The following is an 18,252-nucleotide window of genomic DNA, read 5'->3' as shown; positions in this document are numbered from 1 at the left end:
CCACCGGAGCCACCGGCTCCGTCACCGTCTCCACGACCGGAGCCACCGGCTCCGTCACCGTCTCGACCACCGGAGCCACCGGCTCCGTCACGGTCTCCACGACAGGCTCGACCACAGCCTCGACCACGGGAGCCACGGGCTCGGCCACCGGCTCGGTCACCGGCTCGGCCACCGGCTCGGCCACGGGCTCGGTCACCGGCTCGGTCACCGTCTCGGCCACGGGAGCCACCGGCTCCGTCACGGTCTCCACGACCGGAGCCACCGGCTCCGTCACGGTCTCCACGACCGGAGCCACCGGCTCGGTCACCGTCTCGACCACCGGAGCCACCGGCTCGGTCACCGGCTGGACAACCGGAGCGACGACGTCCTCGACGACCGGAAGTGGCGCGGCGCTGACCGGCTCGGGCGTCTCTGCGGGAACGTCGGCGACGAGCTCCGGAGCAGGCTCGGGTTCCGGAGCAGGCTCGGGTTCCGGAGCAGGCTCGGGCTCCGGAGCGGGCTCGGGCTCCGGAGCGGGCTCGGGCGTCTCCGCGGGAACGTCGGCGACCGGCTCGACCACCGACTCGACGGCGACCTCGTCGACCGTCGCGGTGACCTCCTCGACCACGCCGCCGAGGAGGGACCCGTCCGGAGCAGGCGGCTCCTCGGCACGGGCCGTGGAGGAGACGACCACCAGGAGCGCGTAGATGCCGGCCACCAGGCCGAACAGGAGGAGGACCCGACGGGGCCAGCCAGCGACTGCGGCGCTGCTCACCGACCCCCGTGTGGAAGTCCCCTCCCGCACGGACGAAGGGTAGAACGACTCCATCCGGAATGCTCGTCGATCACGGCAACGGGGCGTATCGGGACCTCGCCGGATCAGACGACGCGGATGCGCAACCGGCGGAACCCGCGGCCCTTGTTCTCCATCTTGACCACCTCGACGCGGCCGACCATCGCCGTCGAGGCGACGTGCGTGCCGCCGTCGGCCTGCAGGTCGAGGCCGACGATGTCGACGATCCGCACCTGCTCGATGTCGGGCGGCAGCAGGTCGGTCGCCGTCCGGATGAGGTCCGGGATCGCGTACGCCTCGTCGCGCGGGAGCGTGCGGACCCGGATCGGCCGGTCGGCGGTGATCTCGGCGTTCACCGCCTCGGCCACGCGGTCCTTGAAGTCGGCCGGCACCTCGGCGAGGTCGAAGTCCATCCGGGCGGTCAGCGGCTCCATGTTGCCGCCGGTGACCTTGGCGCCGAAGTCGCGCAGCACCACGCCGGTGAGCACGTGCAGCCCCGAGTGGGTGCGCATGAGCGCGGTCCGGCGCTCGTCGTCGAGCGCCCCGCGGACGGCGGTGCCCGGCGGCGGCACCGGGTCGCCCTCGACCGGGATGAGGTACAGCTCGTCGCCCTTGCGCGTGCCGGCGATCCGGGTGCGCACGCCGCCCCACAGCAGCACGCCCTCGTCCGGCGGCTGCCCGCCGCCGCCCGGGTAGAAGGCCGAGCGGTCGAGGACGATGCCCTGCTCGGGGTCGGCCGCGACGACGGTCGCGTCCCACTCCCGCACGGTGGCGTCGGCGAGGTCGAGGCGGTGGGTGTGCCCGTGGCGGTCAGCGCTCACGGGCGCCCATCCTGCCGAACGCGCCCGGGCTCAGGCCGCCGTCTCGTCCTCCGCCGGGCGGACGCGGTCGGCCCGGTCCAGGAACGCCTCGACGAGCCGGGCGCAGGCCGCGGCAGCCTCCGGCTCCCGCTCGCCGATCTCGCGGCGCAGCCCGGGCACCAGCGCGGCGGCCTCCGGCGGCGGCGGGCCGGTGAGCTCCCAGGTCTCCTCCCAGGCCGAGAACGCGCCGGGGTCGATCTCCGGGTGGAACTGCACGCCGAGGTGCGGGCCGGCGGTGAACGCCTGCACCGCCCGGTCGGTCCGCGCCACCTCCACCGCGCCGGGCGGCACGGTGAACCGGTCGCCGTGGTACTCGAACCACGGGCCGGCCGGCACGAGCGCGGAGTCGGCGGTCTCGACGTCGAGGAACCCGTGCTCGCCCGCCGGCGCCTGGGCGACCACGCCGCCGAGCACCCGCGACAGCGCCTGCCCGCCGAAGCAGACGCCGAGCACCGGCGTCCCGGCGTCGACGGCGCGCCACAGGTAGGCGAGCTCCGCGGCCAGCCACGGCACCGTGTCGTCGTAGGCGGCCGCGCCCGAGCCCATGACCACCAGCGTGCGCAGCGCGGCGGGGTCGGGCAGGTCGGTGAGCAGCGGCGAGTCGCCGACCGTGGTCCCGACGACGACCGTCAGCCCCTGCGCCTCCAGCGCCGGCCGCAGGGTGCCGACCAGCCGGTGCCCGCGGGAGGCGTCGGCGTCGTGGACGAGGACGAGCGCGGTCTGCATGCGCCCAGTATCCGCGGGCTCACCGACGGTCCGGGACGTCCCGCGCCGGGGTGCCCCCCTTCCCGGCGGGCCGCCGCCGGAGCAGGCTGACGCCCGCGGCGGTGCCGCCCGGGCAGCGCCGCCCCAGAGAGGAGCGGCCATGTACGCACGCTCGACCTCCGTCGCGGGCACACCCGAGAGGCTCGACGACGGGATCGCGTTCGTCTGCGACGAGGTCATGCCCGCGCTGGCCGACATGCGCGGCTTCGTGGGCCTGTCGATGCTCACCGACCGCGCCAGCGGCCGGGCCGTCGTCACCTCGTCCTGGCGCGACGTCGAGTCGATGCGGGCCAGCGCCGACCGGGTGCGCGCGCTCCGTGACCAGGCCGCGGAGGTCTTCGGCGGGGACGTCACGGTCCAGGAGTGGGAGGTCGCGGTCATGCACCGCCGCTCGGAGGCGCCGTCGGGCGCGTGCACGCGGGTGACCTGGTGGCGTGCCGACCCCGCTGGGCTTGACCGGGTGCTGGACGCCTACCGCAGCGTCATGGTGCCGCGGATGGAGGACTACCCCGGCTTCTGCAGCGTGAGCCTCATGGTCGACCGGGAGAGCGGCCGGGCCGCGTCCGCGGTGACCTTCGAGGACCGCGACGACATGGACGCCGGCCGCGCCCACGCCCGCGCCTCCCGGGACGACTTCGCCCGGGCGATGAAGCTCGAGATCACCGACGCCGAGGAGTTCGACCTCGTCCTCGCCCACCTGCGGGTGCCCGAGACCGTGTGAGGACCCTCCTGCCCCCCACCGCTCGCGGCGGACCCCTGCAGGAGGGCCACCCGGGCCGGCGCCTCGGTCGGGCGCCGGCCCGGAGCCTCACACGACGGCGGTGAAGGCCGGCCAGACGTCCTGCGGGCCGGCGGCGACCAGGCCCGCGCCGAGGAAACGCGACCAGGTCAGCTCGCTGCCGGCCTCGTCGCGCCAGGACCAGCAGCGCCGGGTGAGGTGGTGCAGCCGGTGCTCCTGGGTGAAGCCGATCGCGCCGTGCACCTGGTGGGCGAGCTTGGCCACCCGCTCGACGGCCTCCCCCGCGCGCACCTTCGCGGCGGCCGCGGCCAGCCCGACCGTCGCCTCCCCGCGGCCCAGCGCCTGGACGACCGCGTCGACCAGCGCGGCGGTCGACGTGACCTCCCCGGCCATCTGCGCCAGCTCCATCTGGATCGCCTGGAACTTGCCCAGCGGCCGGCCGAACTGCTGCCGCTCGCCGGCGTACTGCACCGTCCACGCCAGCACCTGCTCCAGCGCGGCCGAGATCTGCACCGCGCGGGCCAGCGCGTAGCGGGCCCGGACCTCCGCCGCCTGCGCCGGGGTCAGCAGCGCACCGCGCGCGCCGACGCCGTCGAGCACCAGCGACCCGCGCGGCTCCCCCGCCAGGTTCACCGCCCGCGACGCCGTCAGCCCCGCCGCGTCGACGACGGCCAGCACCGCGCCCTCGATCCCGGCCGGGGCGGTGGCCAGCACCGCGACGTGCCGGGCCACGCCGGCCCACGCGACGTCGGTGGCGGTGCCGGAGAGGGTGAACCGGCCGGGGCCGTCGCCGTCGTCGGAGGGCTCGGCGGTGACCGTCCCGTCGACGGCGACCGTCAGTGGCTCCTCGGGCGAGGGCAGGTCGAGGTCGGCGGCCACCAGCGCGGGCCCGGCCACCAGCAGCTGCTCGGCCACCGGCACCGCGCCGGCACCGGCCGCCAGCGTGCGCACGACCGCCACGGCGTCGGCGAGCTCGCCGCCGGAGCCGCCGGCGTCCTCGGGCAGCCCGACGCCGGTGAGCCCGGCCTCGGCCAGCGTGCTCCACAGGCCCTCGTCCCACGGCCGCTCGGCGGTCAGGACGAACGGCTCGTGCCCGGAGAGGATGTCCCGGACGGTCTCGACCACCAGGTCCTGATCGCTCATCGCTCCACCCCTCGGCTCGACGCCGCGCTCGCTCCGCTCCTCGGTCGCCGGCGCTCCCTGCGATGCTCACTCGCTGTGGTCATCGCAGGCCCAGCCCGCGCGCCACGATCCCCTTGAGGATCTCGTTGGTGCCGCCGCGCAGCGTGTAGCCCGGCGCGTGCAGCTGTGCCTCGGCCAGCGCCCGGCCCAGCGGGTCGGGACTGTCCAGCGACGCCGGGACGTCGACCACCCGGCGCACCTCGTCGACGACGTCCTGCTCGAACGTCGTCCCCATGTCCTTGACCAGCGCGGCCGGGATGTCGGGCAGCTCCCCGCGGTCGAGCGCGGCGGCGATCCGCAGCGACAGCTGGCGCAGCGCCAGCGCCCGCGAGGACAGCCGGCCCAGCACCGCCAGCTGCGCGGGGTCACCGGAGGCGGCGGCGCGGCGGCCGAACTCGGCCAGCAGCGGCCAGGTGGAGAGGAACCGCTCGGGGCCGGACCGCTCGAAGGCCAGCTCCGCGGTCACCTGGTGCCAGCCGGCGCCCTCGGTGCCCAGCAGCATGTCGCCGGGGACGACGACGTCCTGGAACACCACCTCGTTGAAGTGGTGGCCGCCGTCGAGGATGCGGATCGGGTTGACCGTGATGCCGGGCAGCGACAGGTCGACCAGCAGCTGCGTCAGCCCCTGGTGCTTGCCGCGCGGGCCCTCGCCGGGCGGGCCGGTGCGCACCAGCACGATCCCGTAGTGGGAGTGGTGCGCGTTCGACGTCCAGATCTTCGCGCCGTTGACCACCCAGTCCCCGTCGGCGTTGCGGGTCGCGCGGGTGCGGATCGAGGCGAGGTCGGAGCCGCTGTCGGGCTCGCTCATGCCGATGACGAAGTAGCACTCCCCCGCGGCGATGCGCGGCAGGATCTCCTTGCGCTGCGCCTCGGTGCCGTAGCGCAGCAGGTTCGGCCCGGACTGCCGGTCGGCGATCCAGTGCGCGGCCACCGGCGCGCCGGCGGCGAGCAGCTCCTCGGTGACGGCGTACCGCTCCTGCGCGGTGCGCTCGTGGCCGCCGTACTCCCTGGGCCAGGTCATGCCCAGCCAGCCGCGGGCGCCGAGCTTGCGCGAGAACTCCGGGTCCACGCCGGACAGCCAGGTGTCGACGTGCGTGGTGAAGGTCCCCGCGGCGAGCTCCTGCGCGAGGAACTCCCGGACCTCCAGGCGGACCCGCTCGGCCGCCTCGGACGGCGGCGCGGGCGCCAGGGTCAACTGGTTGCTGCTCATGACGGACACGTCCCCACGTCGGCGTGGCAGTTGTTCCCGTCGGTTCTACCGCGCGCAGGGGTGGAACACCCGCGCCGGGGTGTGTCGGACCCCCTCCGGCCGCCGGGCGGGGCCGCGGTCAGCCGCGGTCGTCGCCGCCGGGGAACGCGTCGCGGGCGAGCTGGCGCAGCCCGCCGGCCACGTCGCCGGCGACCGTCGTCAGCCGGTCGACGGCGCCGGAGACCAGCCGGCGCACCGCGACGGGGTCCAGCCCCAGCACGGAGCCGAGCCCCGCCGCGACGTCGACCCCCGGGAAGCCGGGGGGCGGCTCGGGCGGCTCCGCCGGCCCCGGCGTCCAGCGCATCGCGTCACCGGAGACCGAGACGTCCCCGGTCGCGCCCTCGAGCACGTCGGTCAGCTCACTGCGCGTCTGCTCCACGGCCGCCTCCTCGCGCAAGGCCCCGCCGGTGGGGCGGTGGCTGCGATGGTCCGCCTCCTCACCCCCGCCCGCCAGACCCTCCACCGGCAGCCGGGTGAGCACGAGCAGGGCGACGTCGTCGGCGCGGCGGGGCCCGGCCAGCGCGTCGAGCAGCCGGTCGCACAGGGCGTCCGGGTCCGTGTCACCGGGGGCCGCGGCGGCGACGGCGCGCAGCCGGTCCAGCCCCGCGTCGATGTCGGCGGTGCGGCTCTCCACCAGGCCGTCGGTGAACAGGACGAGCGTGGCGCCGGGCCGCAGCCGGCCCCGCCACTCCGGAGCGGGACCCGGCGGGGCGCCGAGCAACCGGCCCGGGCGGACGTCGAGCAGCCCGGCCCGCCCGTCCTCGACCAGCAGCGGCGGCAGGTGGCCGGCCGAGGCGATCCGCAGCCCGCCGGTGGGCGGGTGCAGCCGGGCGAACAGCGCGGTGGCCATCCGCGGCAGGCCCAGCAGCGGCCAGCTGCCGTGCAGCCGGTCGACCAGCGCCGCCGGCCCCGGCCGGTCCACCAGCAGCGCGCGGTGCACGCTGCGCAGCTGGCCCATCGTCGCCGCGGCCGTCACGTCGTGACCGACGACGTCGCCGACCGCCAGCGCCACCTCGCCGCCGGGCAGCGGCACGACGTCGTGGAAGTCGCCGCCGACGTCGGCGCCGCGGCTGGCCGGCAGGTAGCGGACGGCGACGGCGTACCCCGGCACCTCCGGCGGCGCGGGCGGCAGCAGGCTGGCCTGCAGCGTGTGCGAGGTCCGCTCCTCCAGCTCGTGCCGCTGGGCCACGTCCATGCCCTGCGACATCTGCAGCGCGAGCTGCTCGGCGGTCTCGACGTCGGCCTCGGTGAACGGGCCGCGGCGCACGTCGGCGCCGAGCGAGATCACCCCGAGCGGCCGGTTCTCCGCGACCAGCGGCACGCAGACGAGGTCGGCCAGCTCCAGCGCCCGGGTGACCTCCCGGTGCCGCGGGCTCGTGGTGGCCCGGGCGAGCTCGGCGTCGGCCCCGCCGCGCAGCCAGACCGTGCGGTGCTGGGTCATCGCCCGCACGCTCGGGTGGGAGCCGTCGCGGCGGGGCAGGTGGACGTCGCGCAACTCCTCGACCAGGGGGCGGCGGGCCGGGTCGGCGTGCGCGACCACCGGCTCCACCAGCCCGTGCTCGGTCAGCACGTCGACGACGCACACGTCGGCCAGCCGGCGGACCGTCAGCTCGGCGAGCTCCGCGATCGTCTCGGTGACCCCGTGCCCGGCGGCCATGAGCCGGGCGGCCTCGAGCAGGAACGTCGACCGGGCCGCCTGCCGCACGGTCTCCTCGTGCAGCCGGACCCGCTCGAGCGCCTGCCCGGCCTGCCGGCCGAGGGTGGCCAGCAGGTCGGCGTCCGCCGGCGCCAGGGAGCCGCGCGCGCCGGGCTCGGTCAGGCTGATCAGCTCGCTGTCGTCGGTCACACCGAGGACCAGCACCAGCGCGCCGAGGTGCCGGTCGTCGGCGGCCGACACCGGCACGACGACGACCGCCTCCTGCCCGGCCTCGACCATCGCCTCCGCCAGCCCCGGCCACCGGTCGCGCAGCGCCGGCCCGACCGGCACCGACCGCACCCCGCCGGTGCGGACCAGCTCCGCGCCGTCCCGCGCGGCGGCGGCCAGCTCGCCGAGCAGGTGCGGCGCCACGTGGTCGCTGGCGGCCAGGGCGACCGGCAGCGGCGCACCCTCCGGCCCGGGGACGGCCAGCCACAGCGCGGCGCCGCCGGCCTCCACCGCCGCCCGCGCCCGGCGGACGACGACCTCGGCGACCTGCTCGGCCGACGCCGCCGCGGCCAGCTCGGAGACGACCTGGTGCAGCGTCCGCGCCCGCGCCTCCGACTCGGCCGCGGCCCGCTGCGCGGTGAGCAGCGCCCGCTCGTAGCGGCGCCGCGACGTCGCCTCGAACACCGTGGCGCGCACCAGCAGCGGCTGCCCGTCCTCGTCGCGGACCTCGACCGCGTTGAGCAGGCACGGCAGCACCGACCCGTCCGCGCGGACGACGTCGAGCGCCACCTCGCGGACCGCCCCCTGCAGCCGCAGCAGCGGCGCGAGGTGGGTCTCGTAGAACACCCGGCCGCCGGCGTTGAGCAGGTCCGGCAGCCGTCGGCCGCGGACGTCGCCGGGCTCCCGGCCGGTCCAGGTGCAGAAGGTGCGGTTGACCTTGACGACCCGCCCGTCCGGGACCATCGACAGGTAGCCGCAGGGGGCGTTCTCGTAGAGGTCGGCGGGGTCCTCCTCCAGCAGCCGCGCGAGACCCTCCGGCTGCTGCTCGAGCCGGTCGGGGGGCGGTGCGGGGTCGGTCACGGGCCGGCCGGGCCCCCGAGGAAAGCGCGGATCGCCGCGGTCGTCTCCTCGGGCGCGGACAGGTGCGGGCAGTGCCCGGTGGCGGCCAGCCGCGTGAAGACGCTGCCGGGCACCTGCGCGTGCACGAACCGGCCGACGGGCTCGGGGGCGATGGCGTCGTCGGAGCACTGCAGCACCAGGGTCGGGACCCGGAGCGCGGGGAGGTCGGCGCGGTTGTCGGAGAGGAACGTGACGCGGGCGAAGTCGCGGGCGATGCGGGGGTCGGTGCGGCAGAAGCTCGCGGCCAGCTCCGCGGCCACGTCGGGGTGGTCCGGCCCGGCGACCACCGCGGCCAGCCCCGCCGCCCACTGCGCCGGGTTGCTGTCGAGCGAATCCAGCAGCGCGACGACGTCGGCCCGGCTGAAGCCGCCGGTGTAGTCCTCGTCGTCGACGTAGCGGGGACTCGGGCCGATCATCACCAGCGCCCCGAACCGGCCGGGGTCGGCCCGCACCGCCAGCACGCCGATCATCGCGCTCACCGAGTGGCCGACGAGGACGACGTCGGTCAGGTCCAGCTCCCGGACGACGTCGAGGAGGTCCTCGGCGTAGCCGCGCAGGGAGCCGTGGCGGACGGGGTCGTAGGCGGAGACGTCGGACCCGCCGGCGCCGACGTGGTCGAAGGTGACCACCCGGTGGTCGACGGCGAACTCGGGCACCAGGGCCCGCCACATCGTCTGGTCGCAGCCGTACCCGTGCGCGAGCACCATCGGCCGGGCCCCTTCCGGCCCGCTCACGCGCACGCAGTTCCGGGTGACCACCGTCACCCCGGGGACGGTAACGGACGCAGGCGTCCCTGTCCCCGCCCGGCCGCGCACGGACCCCTGTCCCCCCGCCCGGCGGGCTCCTACCCTGCCCCCGTCCCGGACGAGACCGGTCCGGTCCCTCCCCCCGTGAGCTGCACCGGAGGTGCCCCGTGACCGCCGTCCCGACCTCCCTGCGTCCCCCCGCACCCGCCGCGGAGGCGCCCGCCACCACCCGGGCCGGCGACTCCCAGCGCGTCCTGCACCGGCTGGTCCGCCGGGAGCTGCGGACCCTGGCCGAGCTCGCGACCTGGGCGCCGCCCGGCGACGCCGCGCGCACCGCGGCCCTGACCCGGCACGCCGACCTCGTCGGGCGGGTGCTGCTGGGCCACCACGCCGTGGAGCGCGAGCTGCTGTGGCCGGCCCTGGAGCGCGCGCTGCCGGCCGGCGCCGCGCGGTCCGGGCGGGCGCGGGTCGCCGCGTGGACCACCCGCTGCGCCGCCGTCGACAACCGCCTGCGCGACCTGTCCACCGCCGCCCGGCAGTGGGCGGTCGCCGGCACGCCGCCGGCCCGCGACGCCTTCGCGCTGGCCTGCCTGGACCTCGCGGCCGTCGTGGACGCGCAGACCGCGGCCGAGGAGCGGGAGCTGCTGCCGCTGCTGGAGGCGCACCTGCCGGCGCGGGAGTGGACGGCGATCGTGCACGCCGCGCGGCCGGCCCTGTCGGCGCGCGAGCGGCTGACGGTGCTGGGGCTGGCCCTCGAGGACGCCGCACCGGCGGAGCAGGCGCGGCTGATGGCGGGGCTGGGCCGGGGGACCCGGCTGGTCTGGCGGCTGGCCGGGCGGGCGCGCTACCGCGCGGCGGTGGTCCGGCTGCGGGGTGCCCCGCCCTCGCACTGAGGGCGGGCCGAGGGAGCGGGCGCGACGACGAGCCCGCTCCCGCAGGGGTCAGAAGCGCGACGTGCCGCAGTCCCGGCAGCGCTTCTTGGCCGTGGTGGTCTCGCCGTGGCAGTTCGGGCAGGTCCAGGACGCCCGCTCGGTGGGGCGCTCGGTCGTGGTCGTGGACATGGTGTTCTCCCCTGTCGTCCGGGAGCCTCCGACGGTAGGCAGCCGGGATGTCGGGGAGGTGTCCTGCGGGTTGCGGGACGGCACGGTCTCCCCCGGCTCCCCACCCATCCCGCCACGAGCCACTGGCAGCCCACTGGGACGCGGGTGCAAGCCGGGCCTCCAGTCGGCGCCCAGTCCCGTACAGGAGGTGCGCGGGAGCGTCCTCGCAGCGAGCCGGACAGCGGCTCGACCACCGAGGAGGCACTGCCATGACCCGCACCGCCCTGACCCGCACCGCCCTGACCCGGACCCTGCTGCGCACCGCCGTCCCCGCGACCGCGTTCGCCGCCGTGCTCGCCACCGCCGGCACCGCGTCGGCCGGCTCGGTCGCCTACAACGCCTACGACACCGACGCGAACGGCTACGTCGACCTGTACGCCTTCGACGACAGCGGCGACCTCTACGAGGACACCTGGGCGGTCGACTGGGACGAGAACGGCTACGTCGAGCAGGTCGCCGTCGACACCGACCTCGACGGCTGGGCCGACACCTTCGCCTTCGACGGCGACGAGGACGGCTACGTCGAGGAGGTCGGCGTCGACACCACCGGCAACGGCCTGCCCGACGTGTGGGGCGCCGACTCCGACCTCGACGGCTACCTGGACGCCGCCGCCTACGACGTCGACGACGACGGGTACGCCGACTGGTCCGAGCCGATGGCCCCGACCTCCTACGCCTACGCGTCGGTGACCTACGTCTTCGCCGAGGCCGACGGCTGGACCTACTGGGAGGTGTCGGTCGAGTACGGCTACGGCCTGACCTCCGACTCCGACGACAGCGGGATCGAGCCGGCGGACGGCGGCACGTTCACCGCCGCCCAGGACACCGCCGCCCAGGACACCTCTGCAGGGGACACCGCCGCCCAGGACACCGCCGCCCAGGACACCGCCGCCGGGGACACCGCCGCCGGGGACACCGCGCACGAGTGGACCGGCGACACGGTCACCACCGCGCTGCGCGAGCTGGCCGGCCTGTTCTGACCGCACCGCATCCGGAGTCCGGCCGGCCGGGGCCACGGGGCCCCGGCCGGCCGGGCCCGTGGTGGATCCCTCCCGCCGACACGCGGCGCAGAGGTGACAGCGGGGGGTGGACAGGCGCAGGATGGTCGATTGCCGCGCGCGTCAGAAATGGCGCCGGAATGGCACCGAAGAGAGATTGCCGACCATTCTAGCAGAGGGAAGTGCATTGCCGGCGAGCCCGTCCGACGTCGCCCCCGACCCCGACCTCGACGCCGCAGACCTCGACACCGCAGGCCTCGACACCGCAGGCCTCGACACCGAGGTGGCCCTCGAGCAGGAGTACGTCACCGACCTGTACCGCCGGCTGGACGCGGCCCGCGAGCTGGCCAGCACCCGCTGGCGGCAGGCGATCACCTGGCCGGCCGTCGACCCGCAGGCGCTGCAGGAGCGCGACGCCACCGTCCGCTTCCACGGCGAGCGGGTGGTCGCGCTCGACGCCGCCGAGGCCGGGTTGGTCGTCGGCCGCATCGACCGCGCCGACGACGGCGGCGCCCTCTACGTCGGCCGGATCGGCCTGCCCGGGGACGACCCCGCGCAGGACCCGGCGCTGGTCGACTGGCGGGCCCCCGCGGCCCGGCCGTTCTACGTCGCGACGCCGGTGCAGCCGCTGGGCATCGTGCGCCGCCGGCACATCCGCACCCGCGGGCGCACCGTCGTCCGCCTCGACGACGAGGTGCTCACCGACGGCGTCATGGGCTCCGGCCTGACCGGCGAGACCGCGCTGCTGGCCGCGCTCGACGCCTCGCGCACCGGGCGGATGACCGACATCGTCCGCACCATCCAGGCCGAGCAGGACCGGGTGATCCGCAGCGACGCCGCGGGCGTGCTCGTCGTCCAGGGCGGGCCGGGCACCGGCAAGACCGCCGTCGCGCTGCACCGGGCGGCCTACCTGCTCTACACGCACCGCGAGCGGCTGGCCCGCCGCGGCCTGCTCGTCGTCGGCCCGACGCCGACCTTCCTGCGCTACATCGCCGACGTGCTGCCCTCCCTCGGCGAGACCGGCGTGCTGCTGGCCGGGCTCGGGCAGCTGCGCCCGGGCCTGGACGCCCGGGGCGAGGAGTCGCCGGAGAGCGCGGCGGTCAAGGGCCGGCTGGAGATGGTCGACGTGCTGCGCGCCGCCATCGCCGACCGGCAGGTGGTGCCCGCCGCGCCGCGGGAGGTCGAGGTCGACGGGTTCCCGTTGCGGCTGCGGCCGATCGACGTCACCCGCGCGCAGAACGCGGCGCGCCGCGCGGACCCGCTGCACAACCTGGCCCGGCCGGTGTTCGTCCGCCGCGTCGTCGACACGCTGACCAAGCGCTACGCCGACCGGCTCGGCCGGGACGTGGACGGCGGCGCGGGTCTGCTCGACCGGGAGGACGTCGCCGCGCTGCGCCGCGAGGTGAGCGAGGACCCGGGCGTGCGGTCGCTGCTGGCGGAGCTGTGGCCGGTGCTGACCCCCGAGCGGCTGCTCACCGACCTGTTCGCCGACCCGGCGCGGATCGCCGCGGCCACCCCCGGCTGGTCCGACGCCGACCGCGCGCTGCTGCACCGCCCGCGCGGCAGCGTGTGGACCCCGGCCGACGTCCCGCTGCTGGAGGAGGCCGAGGAGCTGCTCGGCTTCGACGACAGCGCGCAGCGCGCCCGCGCCGACCGGGACCGCCGCCGCGCGCTGCAGCGGGCCCAGGAGACCCTCGACGTGCTGCACGGCTCCCGGTCGGTGGACCTGGAGGACGAGCACCTGGAGGCCGAGGTGCTCAGCGCCGGCGACCTGCTCTCGGCCGAGGACCTCGCCGACCGGCAGCGCGAGCTGGACCTGCGCACCACCGCCGAGCGGGCGGCCGCCGACCGCACGTGGACCTTCGGGCACGTCGTCGTCGACGAGGCGCAGGAGCTCTCGCCGATGGCGTGGCGGCTGCTGGTGCGCCGCTGCCCGACCCGGTCGATGACCGTCGTCGGCGACGTCGCGCAGACCGGCAGCCTCGGCGGCGCGCAGCGGTGGGACGCCGTCCTGCGCCCGCACGTCGGCGACGCGTTCCGGCTGGAGGAGCTGACCGTCAACTACCGCACGCCGGCCGAGGTGATGGCGGTGGCCGCCGACGTGCTGGCCGCGACCGGCACCGGGCTGCGGCCGCCGCGGTCGGTGCGCACCGGCGGCACGCCGCCGGTCGCGGAGGTCACCGGGGAGTCCGCGCTGGCCGGGCGGGTCGCCGCGGTGGCCGCGGACCTCACCGGCCGGGAGGGGACGACGGCGGTGCTCGTGCCGCCGAGCCGGGTCGCCGGCGTCGTCGCGGCGCTCGCGGAGCTGCGGCCGGACGTGCAGTCGGGGCCGGGCGCGGACTCCTCGCTGGGGCCGGTGGTGCTCACCCCGGGCGAGGCCAAGGGCCTGGAGTTCGACTCGGTGGTGGTCGCCGACCCGCAGGGCGTGCTCGACGAGGGCGTGCGCGGGCTCAACGACCTCTACGTCGCGCTCACCCGCGCCACGCAGCGGCTGACCGTGCTCTCCCCCGGCCCGCTGCCCGCGGTGCTCGGCCGGCTGGCGGCCGAGGCGGCCTAGCGGGGTCCAACCGGGGGCGCAGTGCGGTGCAAGCGCGGTCCGGAGGGTGGACGGCGTGTCCCGCTCCCGCCTGCTGACCGTGTCCGCCCTGCTCCCCGCCGCGCTGCTCGCGACGGCCGCGTGCTCCCCGGGCCCGGCGGCCGAGCCCTGGTCCGCCGCGCCGGCGGCCGAGGTCGCGCGCACCACCGTGTCCGCGCCCGGCACCGTCCCGGCCGGCGACCGCACCGACGCCCGCGGGGTCTCCGCCGGCCCGGACGGCACCACGCTCGTCGTGCTGGCCGGTGACGACACCGCGGACGGCACCGCGCCGGGCGCCGCGCTGGCCGTCGTCGGCCCGGACGGCACGACGGTGCAGGCGACGGCGGAGCTGGCGCCCGGCTCCCGCCCGGACACCGCGTTCGGCTCCGGGGGTGCGGCCGTGGTGGCCGGGCCGGTGTGGCCGGGCGCGGGACCGGTCGGCTACGCGCTGCAGGTCGTCGACCCGGCGACCGGGACGGTCACCGCCACCCTCCCGGTCGCCGTCCCCGGGGACGCGCTGCTCACCGGCTCGGCCGCGGCCCTGGGCCCCGACGGCGTCCTGTACGTGGCCGTGTCCCGCAGCGCCGGTCCCCCGCTGCTGCTCGCCGTGGACCCGGCCACCGGCGCGGTCCGGGCCTCGGCGGACGTCGACCTCGCCGTCGACGGGGTCGAGCCCACCTCCGCGGAGGTCGGGGCGGTGGCGGTGTCCCCCGACGGCTCCCGCGTGGTCCTGGCCGCGACGACCCCGGGGCCCGACACGGGAGCGCCGGCCCGCAGCCTGCTGCTGCCCCTGACGCCTGACCTCCTGCCGCGGAGCGCGCCGGTCGACCTCACGCCCGGCTTCGTCCGCACCGGGGTCCAGGACCTGGTCGTGGTCGACGACGGCACCGTGTACGCGGTGGTCCGCGGCGCCGACGCCGACGGCGCCGACCGCGAGCACGTGGTGACCGTCGGCGTGGGCGCGACCGAGCCCACGGTGCTCACCGCCGACGGCGCCTTCCGCGGCACGCCGGTCACCGACGCCGAGTTCGACGGGACGGCGCTGTGGCTGACGCTGCAGCAGGAGTCGGCCGCGGCGTCGGTGGTCGTCGTCGACCTGGTCACGGGTGCGGTCGGGACGCCGCTCGGCCTGTGCGACGAGCTGGCCGGGTACCTGCACGCCGGGGACGACGGCCGCATCGCGGTGACCGCCCGCTGCGACGGCGAGGCCGTGCTCTGGTGGCTCGACCCCCGGTGACCCCTCCTCCGCGGACGCTCGTGCTCTGCCCCCACATACGGGGCAGAGCACGAGCGCGTGGAGGGACACCCGTCGGCCCTCTCTTCGAGCTCTGCCCCCACGGGCGGGGCAGAGCACGAGCGTGCGCGGGGGGACCCGGTCAGCGCGGCTGCATGACCACGCGGCTGGCCGGCAGGGCGGGGATGCGGTGCAGCGAGATGGTCAGGTCCTGGCCGGGGGCGAAGTCCGCCTGCAGCCGGGCCAGCCGGGGCGCCAGCGCGGCGAGCAGCGCGACCGTGATCTGCTCGCCGGGGCAGCGGTGGTTCGTCCGCGGGTCGCCGCCGCCCTGCGGCACGAGGTCGAACTCGCCGATCCCCCGGTCGAGGAACCGCTCGGGGCGGAAGGCGTAGGGCTCCTCCCACAGGTCCGGGTCGTGGTTCTGCCCGTACAGGTCCAGCAACACCATCGCGTTCTTCGGGATCGTCTGCCCGGCGAACTCCAGCCGCTGCGGCGCCCGGCCGCCGATGAACGGCGCGAAGGGGTAGAAGCGCCGCACCTCGTGGGCCCACGCCTCGGCGAAGGAGGCGTCGGCCGCGGCCAGCTTGCCGCGGTAGTCGGGCCAGGTGGCGAGCGCGTGCCCGGAGAAGGCCAGGAACCAGGCGACGGCGGTGGTCGGGCGGATGACGTTGAGCAGCTCGACGGCGGCCACCCGCGGGTCGAGCAGCCCGCCGTCGGCGTCCCGGTGCGCGGCCACGACCTGCAGCACCGACCCCGCCGGCACGACCAGCTCGCCGGACCGGACCCGCTGGACGATCCCGGCGAGCCACTCCTCCCGCCGGCCGCGGGCCCGCCGCGCGCGCCAGTGCCGCGGCCCGCCGGTGGCGAAGCCGTCGACCATCGCCAGCAGGTCGCGGGCCAGCGCGGGCACCTCGTCGTCGGCGACCGTGATCCCGGCCCAGCGGGTCACCGCGCCGGCGATCACCCGCGCCGACTCGTCGAACAGCACGAACTCCGGGCGGCCGGACCACTCGCGGGCGGCGTCGTCCCAGGCGGCGCCGGCCCGCTCGGCGAGCGCGTCGATCGCGGCGGGCTCCATGAGCACCCGGACGAACATCGCCTTGCGGACCCGGTGCGCCTCGCCGTCCAGGGTGTGCACCGCGCCCTTGCCGAACAGCGTGCCCTGCACCGGCTCGGGGATGGCGTGCGCGCGGTGCACGTGGTCCTCGTCGTAGAGGAACCGCGCCGCCTCGGGACCCTCGATGCCGACCGCGGGCAGGCCGCCCAGCCGCGTCCCGACGGCGTGCCGGCCGCGGGCGCGGCGCAGGTCGGGCAGCCAGGCGTAGCCCTTGGTGAGCAGGGCGAGGGAGTTCTCCAGACGCATGGGTCCCGCGGTTCCCCGTACGAGGGCGGGTCAACCTCGGCCGGGTGGGGCCGACCTCAGCCCGGGCGCTGCTGCTGCAGCCGGTCGTCGCGGGCGTCGGTGGCCTCGTCGACGGGGCGGTCGTCGACAGGCCGGTCGTCGCCGGACCCGTCGCGCCGGCCGCCGGAGCGCCCGGCGCCCAGCCGGCGCAGCAGCGCGGCCACCTCCCCCGCCGCCGACGGCGTCGACGCCCCCTCCGGCAGCGCCTCGGCGACCCCCTGCAGCGCCTCGGCCAGCACCCGCTCCTCGTCCGAGAGCATCCCGCGGTAGGCCGGGTCGAGCAGGTACCCGGTGGGCGGCGTGGACAGGCAGCCGAGCAGGTCCAGCAGCACCTCCAGCCGGCGCGCGGCCTCGGCCGGCGGGGCGTCCGCCCCGCCCATCGCCACGGTCTCGACGTCCTGCTCCCACAGCCGGCTGCGGGCGGCGTCCTCGCGCAGCGCGAGCACCGTGCCGGAGCGGCGGCGCGGCTCGCGCCCGGGCACCTGCACCGCGCTGCGCACCTGGTGGGCGATGCGGATCAGGTCGTCGTCGAGCATCGAGGTGCCCACGAACAGCACGTGCCGGGTGAGCAGCAGCGAGTGCAGGACGCCGGAGAGCGCGGCGCGGGAGTCGCCGAGCTGCAGGTACTCCTCGCGGGTCAGCACGACGCCGGCCGGGTGCGCGGCGTCGCCGTGCAGCTTGAGCAGCCACGGCCGGCCGGGCCGGGGCTCGTCGTAGGGCAGCACCGACAGCTCCCGGCCCATGTCGGCGGCGGCGAGCTCGACCAGCGGGTCGTAGTTGGTGGTCACGAACTCCTGCACCGGCAGGTCGGCGATCAGCGCGTGCGCCAGCGCGTACGGCCCGGGACCGAAGCGCTCCTGCACGAACCGCTCGAGCTCGTCACGGCCGAGCTCCCGGGCCAGCAGCGCCGCGGCGTCCTGCGGAGGCAGCCGGGACAGCCCCTCGCGCAGGTCGTCGTCGAGGCCGGAGCGGGCGGCCAGCTCCCCGAGCAGCTCCTCCCACGTCGGCAGGCCGGCGGCGGCGCTGACCCCGGCGCCGATGAACAGCGCCAGCTGGCCGCGGCGGGCGCGCTCCCCCAGCTGCTCGGCCAGCGCCCTCAGCGGCTCGGGCAGGTCCCAGCCACCGTCGTCGCCGCGGCGCACCCGCTGGGCGGCGGCGAGGTCGCTGGGCCCGCGCAGCACCAGCGCGACGTCGAAGCCGTGCTCGTCGGCGGCCTCGCGCAGCACCGGCAGCAGCTGCTGCAGCAGGTCGCCGCGCCGCCCGGCCGCCCCGCCCCAGCCGGTGCCCAGCGCCGGCAGCCCGACCAGCCGCCGCGCCCGGCCGTGCACCGGCTCGGTCACCTCGCGGCGGGCGACGGCGGCCAGCGCCTCGCGGGCGCCGTCGAGCAGCCAGCCCAGCCCGCGGCCGCGGTCGTCGACGGTGTCGAGCAGCCAGGCCCGCCGCGGCCCGCTGCCGGGGACCTCGAGCACCCGCTCGTCGCCGTGCCACGCCAGGTCGACGCACACGCCGTCGGCGTCCTCGTCGGTGACCAGGTCGTCGGGCAGCAGCGCCCGCCAGCTGGCGGCGACGCGCAGCGTCCGGCCGGTGGGCACCAGGACGTCGTCGCAGGACAGGCGGGTCAGGTCGGCGCCGACGACGAAGACGTGTCCACTCACGCCCGGTCCCCTACCCACGGCACCGCCGCGACGGAACGGCAGCGGGTGGGAACTCGCGACCGGAGCGGCCGCGTCAGCCGGCCTGCGGGACGCCGCAGCCGCCGGCCGAGCAGGCGCAGCCCGCGCACCCGGCCGGACGGGCCGGCGCCGGGGCGGTGGCGACGGCGAGCTCGCCGGCCGCGGCGAGCAGCAGCGGCACCGCCGCCAGGCC

At 77.2% G+C, this 18,252-nt stretch carries 14 protein-coding genes; 5 read left to right on the top strand and 9 right to left on the bottom strand.

Annotated elements, in window-relative coordinates; translation table 11 throughout:
• From ACFO3M_RS11480 to ACFO3M_RS11470, 3 genes are all read right to left on the bottom strand, one after another.
• Positions 1-754, bottom strand: a 754-nt coding sequence (locus ACFO3M_RS11480; RefSeq protein WP_387988723.1) for a hypothetical protein, incomplete at its 3' end; no start/stop codon positions are given.
• Positions 755-858: 104 nt separating this feature from the next.
• Positions 859-1,593, bottom strand: a complete 735-nt coding sequence (locus tag ACFO3M_RS11475) for an alanyl-tRNA editing protein (RefSeq protein WP_387988722.1) — start codon at positions 1,591-1,593, stop codon at positions 859-861.
• A 30-nt stretch (positions 1,594-1,623) separates the two neighbouring features.
• Positions 1,624-2,358, bottom strand: a complete 735-nt coding sequence (locus ACFO3M_RS11470; protein WP_387988721.1) for a type 1 glutamine amidotransferase — start codon at positions 2,356-2,358, stop codon at positions 1,624-1,626.
• 139 nt (positions 2,359-2,497) lie between these two features.
• Here ACFO3M_RS11470 and ACFO3M_RS11465 point away from each other — a divergent pair, with 139 nt between their 5' ends.
• Positions 2,498-3,118, top strand: coding sequence for a hypothetical protein (locus ACFO3M_RS11465; RefSeq protein ID WP_387988720.1), 621 nt, complete (start codon positions 2,498-2,500; stop codon positions 3,116-3,118).
• An 87-nt stretch (positions 3,119-3,205) separates the two neighbouring features.
• Here ACFO3M_RS11465 and ACFO3M_RS11460 read toward each other — a convergent pair whose 3' ends face one another.
• The 4 genes from ACFO3M_RS11460 to ACFO3M_RS11445 all read right to left on the bottom strand — a co-directional run bounded on the left by ACFO3M_RS11460 (position 3,206) and on the right by ACFO3M_RS11445 (position 9,095).
• Complete coding sequence (locus ACFO3M_RS11460; RefSeq protein ID WP_387988719.1) at positions 3,206-4,279, bottom strand: acyl-CoA dehydrogenase family protein; 1,074 nt, start codon at positions 4,277-4,279, stop codon at positions 3,206-3,208.
• A 79-nt stretch (positions 4,280-4,358) separates the two neighbouring features.
• Positions 4,359-5,528 carry an acyl-CoA dehydrogenase family protein gene (locus ACFO3M_RS11455; protein ID WP_387988718.1) on the bottom strand — a complete coding sequence of 390 codons (1,170 nt, stop codon included), beginning with the start codon at positions 5,526-5,528 and terminating at the stop codon, positions 4,359-4,361.
• 118 nt (positions 5,529-5,646) lie between these two features.
• On the bottom strand, positions 5,647-8,292 hold the full coding sequence (locus tag ACFO3M_RS11450; protein WP_387988717.1) for a SpoIIE family protein phosphatase: 2,646 nt from the start codon (positions 8,290-8,292) through the stop codon (positions 5,647-5,649).
• Positions 8,289-9,095 (bottom strand): alpha/beta fold hydrolase, encoded by an 807-nt coding sequence (locus tag ACFO3M_RS11445; RefSeq protein WP_387988716.1) that lies wholly within the window; start codon positions 9,093-9,095, stop codon positions 8,289-8,291. The genes ACFO3M_RS11450 and ACFO3M_RS11445 overlap by 4 nt, the downstream gene beginning before the upstream one ends.
• 149 nt (positions 9,096-9,244) lie before the next feature.
• On the opposite strand from ACFO3M_RS11445, the gene ACFO3M_RS11440 reads away from it, so the two are divergent.
• From ACFO3M_RS11440 to ACFO3M_RS11425, 4 genes are all read left to right on the top strand, one after another.
• Positions 9,245-9,970 (top strand): hemerythrin domain-containing protein, encoded by a 726-nt coding sequence (locus ACFO3M_RS11440; RefSeq protein WP_387988715.1) that lies wholly within the window; start codon positions 9,245-9,247, stop codon positions 9,968-9,970.
• Positions 9,971-10,386: 416 nt separating this feature from the next.
• Complete coding sequence (locus ACFO3M_RS11435; protein WP_387988714.1) at positions 10,387-11,157, top strand: hypothetical protein; 771 nt, start codon at positions 10,387-10,389, stop codon at positions 11,155-11,157.
• Between the two features lie 205 nt (positions 11,158-11,362).
• Positions 11,363-13,732 (top strand): HelD family protein, encoded by a 2,370-nt coding sequence (locus ACFO3M_RS11430; protein ID WP_387988713.1) that lies wholly within the window; start codon positions 11,363-11,365, stop codon positions 13,730-13,732.
• Between the two features lie 55 nt (positions 13,733-13,787).
• On the top strand, positions 13,788-14,987 hold the full coding sequence (locus ACFO3M_RS11425; RefSeq protein ID WP_387988712.1) for a hypothetical protein: 1,200 nt from the start codon (positions 13,788-13,790) through the stop codon (positions 14,985-14,987).
• 139 nt (positions 14,988-15,126) lie between these two features.
• Here ACFO3M_RS11425 and ACFO3M_RS11420 read toward each other — a convergent pair whose 3' ends face one another.
• Positions 15,127-16,347, bottom strand: a complete 1,221-nt coding sequence (locus ACFO3M_RS11420; RefSeq protein WP_387988711.1) for a cytochrome P450 — start codon at positions 16,345-16,347, stop codon at positions 15,127-15,129.
• Positions 16,348-16,403: 56 nt separating this feature from the next.
• Entirely contained in the window at positions 16,404-18,041 is a 1,638-nt protein-coding gene (locus ACFO3M_RS11415) for an SIR2 family protein (RefSeq protein ID WP_387988710.1), read from the bottom strand.
• Positions 18,042-18,252: the final 211 nt, after the last annotated feature.

Source organism: Geodermatophilus arenarius (assembly GCF_042654585.1).
Lineage (GTDB): Bacteria > Actinomycetota > Actinomycetes > Mycobacteriales > Geodermatophilaceae > Geodermatophilus > Geodermatophilus arenarius.
Note: the sequence above shows the minus strand (reverse complement) of the source record. Positions and strands in the feature narration are given on the sequence as shown.

What these genes read in the sequence shown, in the direction of transcription:
- ACFO3M_RS11435 (WP_387988714.1), top strand. Translation starts at nt 10,387, where the DNA reads ATGACCCGCACCGCCCTGACCCGCACCGCCCTGACCCGGACCCTGCTG.
- ACFO3M_RS11460 (WP_387988719.1), bottom strand. Translation starts at nt 4,279, where the DNA reads ATGAGCGATCAGGACCTGGTGGTCGAGACCGTCCGGGACATCCTCTCC.
- ACFO3M_RS11470 (WP_387988721.1), bottom strand. Translation starts at nt 2,358, where the DNA reads ATGCAGACCGCGCTCGTCCTCGTCCACGACGCCGACGCCTCCCGCGGG.
- ACFO3M_RS11420 (WP_387988711.1), bottom strand. Translation starts at nt 16,347, where the DNA reads ATGCGTCTGGAGAACTCCCTCGCCCTGCTCACCAAGGGCTACGCCTGG.
- ACFO3M_RS11465 (WP_387988720.1), top strand. Translation starts at nt 2,498, where the DNA reads ATGTACGCACGCTCGACCTCCGTCGCGGGCACACCCGAGAGGCTCGAC.
- ACFO3M_RS11455 (WP_387988718.1), bottom strand. Translation starts at nt 5,528, where the DNA reads ATGAGCAGCAACCAGTTGACCCTGGCGCCCGCGCCGCCGTCCGAGGCG.